Source organism: Frateuria defendens (assembly GCF_001182895.1).
In the GTDB taxonomy this organism is placed as follows: domain Bacteria; phylum Pseudomonadota; class Gammaproteobacteria; order Xanthomonadales; family Rhodanobacteraceae; genus Frateuria_B; species Frateuria_B defendens.
The window spans coordinates 1-365 of sequence record NZ_LFQR01000281.1 but is presented as its reverse complement, the minus strand read 5'-3'; the positions used below and the strand labels follow the sequence as shown (position 1 = coordinate 365).

At 69.6% G+C, this 365-nt stretch carries 1 protein-coding gene; it reads left to right on the top strand.

The features are described from left to right. Positions 1–58 precede the first annotated feature (58 nt). On the top strand, positions 59–365 hold a 307-nt coding region (locus ACH65_RS18275), incomplete at its 3' end, for an AsmA family protein (protein ID WP_049624073.1).

Below are 365 nucleotides of genomic sequence, written 5' to 3'. Positions count from 1 at the left end.
ACGTAATCTTTTCGCGCCGCGCGCTATGGCTGCCCTGCGGCGCGAAAAGGAGGCGGCCATGAGACGCAATACCAAAGTGCTGGCGTGGATCGTCGGCATCCTGCTGGTCCTGATCGTGCTGCCGTTCGTCATCCTGGCGCTGCTCGACTGGAATCGGTTCAAGCCCACGGTCAACGCGCGGGTGAGCGAGGCGATCGGGCGGCCGTTCGTCATCGACGGCGAACTCGGCGTGGCATGGCGGCGCGAGCCCGCGGAAGGCGGCCTGCGCGCGCTGCTGCCGTGGCCGGAGTTCACCGCGCGCGACGTCCGCATCGGCAACCCGGACTGGGCCAGGCAGCGCGAGTTCGCGCGCCTGGACGCGGTGC